Annotated in this window: 5 protein-coding genes; 4 read left to right on the top strand and 1 reads right to left on the bottom strand. The window is 57.4% G+C overall.

The features are described from left to right. Nucleotides 1-866: 866 nt before the first annotated feature. Nucleotides 867-1,223, bottom strand: a complete 357-nt coding sequence (locus QQS14_RS16175) for a hypothetical protein (protein ID WP_285908051.1) — start codon at nt 1,221-1,223, stop codon at nt 867-869. 169 nt (nt 1,224-1,392) lie between these two features. On the opposite strand from QQS14_RS16175, the gene QQS14_RS16170 reads away from it, so the two are divergent. From QQS14_RS16170 to QQS14_RS16155, 4 genes are all read left to right on the top strand, one after another. After that, entirely contained in the window at nt 1,393-1,863 is a 471-nt protein-coding gene (locus tag QQS14_RS16170; RefSeq protein WP_285908050.1) for a hypothetical protein, read from the top strand. Beyond that, the gene (locus QQS14_RS16165) at nt 1,856-2,137 is read left to right on the top strand and encodes a helix-turn-helix domain-containing protein (protein ID WP_285908049.1); all 282 of its coding nucleotides are present in this window, start codon (nt 1,856-1,858) and stop codon (nt 2,135-2,137) included. Before QQS14_RS16170 ends, QQS14_RS16165 begins: the two co-directional genes overlap by 8 nt. A gap of 421 nt (nt 2,138-2,558) precedes the next feature. Next, nucleotides 2,559-2,972, top strand: a complete 414-nt coding sequence (locus QQS14_RS16160; protein WP_285908048.1) for a hypothetical protein — start codon at nt 2,559-2,561, stop codon at nt 2,970-2,972. 78 nt (nt 2,973-3,050) lie between these two features. After that, entirely contained in the window at nt 3,051-3,263 is a 213-nt protein-coding gene (locus QQS14_RS16155) for a hypothetical protein (protein ID WP_285908047.1), read from the top strand. The last annotated feature ends 37 nt before the right edge of the window (nt 3,264-3,300 follow it).

Below are 3,300 nucleotides of genomic sequence, written 5' to 3'. Positions count from 1 at the left end.
AAAATTTAAAGATCAGACTTCTCCCTCCGCCACAATAGCCTCCGCCATAGCCCGGGTCTTGTTGTTCTCCTCTCATCAGGCCCACCAACTCGTCATAATTAATTCTAATCAGAATTATTTTCTTGACTGAATATTCTGTTCAGCATACTCTGCAATTGCCAGCACACGGAAAGCCCGAAGCAACCTGAGCCACGGCCAGAAAGTAGGGAAATCCGGATAGGGCGCACGCCGCAAGCCCCGCAACAGCAAGGCCGCCGAAAGGACGCACGGTCACGCCACGGGAGGAGGGTTGGGCAACACGATAGGACGCAACCGCGTCAATTGCTCTTTGAAATATAGGGATCAGTCCAGGTATCTGTCCAATGGGTTTGCTGTTGGCTTTTCGCCTTCATCAAACTCTTTAAAGACGCGATGTGGGACATTGAGTCCGTGCTTGATGCAAAAGTCCGTCCACCGCCTGTATTCAGAGGCAGACCACTTCTCCGGCTCATACGGTGGCATCTCAATTAAGACTGACGGGATGCCTGAATGAGTCGTAGTCGGATGACCGCTATCGTCGTCCAGTGCATGCCCTCTAGGCAAATATCCCACCTCGTCGTTTTCCCAGTACACGGCGCTGTCGTCCAGTGCTCGCGGCACGTCGATCTCCAGGGGATTGCTTGTCGGGGCGCATTTGGACGGATTGATGTCCTCAAGTCTGGGCTGCCTGGGGCTTGGGGATGGCTGACGATAGCTGTTGCGAGGCGATTGCTTGTGAACCGTATTGTGCGGCTGTCCCGTGGAGCGCTTGCGGGACGAAGTGAATCCGAAAAAAAGAACGACAGCGATAGCCGCCAGCAACAAGACAAGCCCGCTCACCGACAGCCTCACTCACCCGGGCAATACGCGTCAACGGCCATGGGGTGTCCGCGCCGCTTCGCTTCCATGAGTGCCTTGCATGCGCCCTTTGTGTCGCCTCGAAACATGAGCAGTTCGCCTATCCGGGACCATGGGATTGGACTGTTCGGCACCTGTTTCGCGGCAGCCTTGCAGAGATCAAGGGCCATAGCCCTGTCCTCATCGGTTCCCTTGATGAGCGCGTTTGGGTTGGTGCTTGTGTCCGCCATCACCGTGCAGATACGGACTCTGTCCGCATCCGTGTCCAGGCTCGCAATGTATTTGTCCGCCCGGCTCGCGCATCCGGCGAGCAGGCACAGGGTCAAGGCCAGAATGAATTTTCGCATGGGGAGTCCTCCGGCATCGGTGCAAGGCGTGATTTTTCAAAACCGATACCAGAACCCCGGTAAACCATCAACCCAGCCCGCAAGATCGGGCAACCTCCTCCCCTCGACAGGGCCGGGGCAGGCGACAGCCCCGGCCCGCAGGGGGCGGAGAGAGACCAACGGAGCCAGTATGCCGACATGCGAACACAAGCCGTGCGCTGTCCTCCCCAAGTTCAAGGGGGATTCAGGCACGCCAAAACTGTCCTTCTACCCTGCCGAACTGTGGGATGAAAAACACGGCGGCAGGCCCGGAACGTGGCGTGTCATGGTCGGCGACAAGTGGCTCACCCGCGACGATGAGAGTGTCAGCTTCTTCACCGTCGAGGGGATAGCCTCGATTGTCCTGGATCATCTGGCCGCCGGTCTCGGCGTTGCCGTCCTCGGCCCAGGACTGACCCCTGACCTGTGCCCCAAGTCTCCGGTCAGGTATTGGCCCCATGGTCAGATCCTGCCCACCGATACCTTCACCCGCACCGCTCCCTTCCGCGACCAGCGCGGCGAGTGGCGCGTCTGGGTCGCCTTTGTGCAAAAGCCGGTCCTCCTGGCCGAACTCTCTCCGCGTCAAAGCCCCCGCAACTCCGGGAGCTTCCTCCATGGCTAGGTGGAACATGGATGACCGCCTGTACCGCCTCTGCGAGGCCATGGGCGTGCGCGACCATGTGGAACTGGCCGCCGTGTTGAATGTGGCCCGTGTCCACCCGTCAGACATCCGGACCAACGGCATTTCGGCCCGCTGGCTCCTCCGGGCCGTCGAGCGCGGCTACAACCCGCAGTGGATAGAGACAGGCAAGGGCGGGAAACACCTCATCCCCTCCAACTATCCCTATTTCGCCGACTACAACCAACCCGTCGGTCACCCGTCGGAATACAAGTGAGGCCCCAAATGCAGTGGAGAATCAATTTCGGCACGTTTGTCGAGGGGGGGGGGAATTCGGTCACGTTGTCAGGCTGTGCAGCCACCCCGACCGCATCTGCAACGATTGCAGCATCAAGACAGAAATGGCGCAAGGGGCCTGCAAAAAACTCGCTGTGTGTGACACCGAGCAAGAGGCCCGCGCCGCCCTTGAGCGATTCAAAGCCGAGCGGGCCGCCACGTCAAATGTCGGAGGGCAATAATCATGCAATTCATGTGTGAAGTGATCTGGCGCATCAATCTCAACCCGATCCTGCGCCGTCTCGGCATCCGCACCGACCGGGTCGTTGAAGGGCCGAGGCGACCATAGGGAAAGCGGCGGGAAGAAAGTGCATTTGGGGTATATTTAACAGACGCGCACGCGCGCAAAAGGAGACATGGGCATGGGTATTTATCGCAAGCTATCCGTTGAGATCGAGGCAATTCAGTTCAACTTCGCCCCCCAAACAGCAGAGGACATCTTGTCCATGGCTGGACCGAACTGGGAAAAGGCTCTGTCTTTTGACGAGAGAGGGGTTCACATCGAAACCCTTGAAGGGACAATGACAGGGGGTGAGGGAGACTACATCATCAAGGGAATCAAAGGAGAGCTCTACCCATGCAAACCGGACGTTTTTGAGGCCACCTACGAAGCCGTTGACATGAGTGAAACGGCATTCAAAAAGGCGGCGCGCCCGCTCCTCAAGTATATGGCCGAAAACCACCACCCGCATACCTTGGCTATTGTCACCAGTGCTAGCGCTGAGGTGCTTGAGGGGCAATGTCGGTTCAACACGGATGAATATCTGGTTGATTAACAAGGATCACGAGAGAAACAGCCAACGGACAAGGACATCGAGGGGCCGCGCAGGGCGGGAAACCAGGAGTAGCACGACATGACCAAAAAAGAATTGATCCAGATGATCGAAGAAATACCGGACTGCTATCAGCTGGACTTCCCTGTTGGTTTTGAGATTCGGAAAAACGGCAAAGACGCCAAGGCCGAACTCGGAGTCATGATAAGAGGGAAGTTTATGCCTCTCGTCCTGCACGAAGGGTCGGAGGCATGTCAGCACGCTGGTCAGTGTATGCACTTTGAACAGGCGTAAACTTTTGAGAGGCAGAGCGATGACCAACAAGACAGAG

This window comes from Pseudodesulfovibrio pelocollis (assembly GCF_030282845.1).
In the GTDB taxonomy this organism is placed as follows: Bacteria; Desulfobacterota; Desulfovibrionia; order Desulfovibrionales; family Desulfovibrionaceae; genus Pseudodesulfovibrio; species Pseudodesulfovibrio pelocollis.
This window is presented reverse-complemented; position numbering and strand designations above follow the sequence as displayed.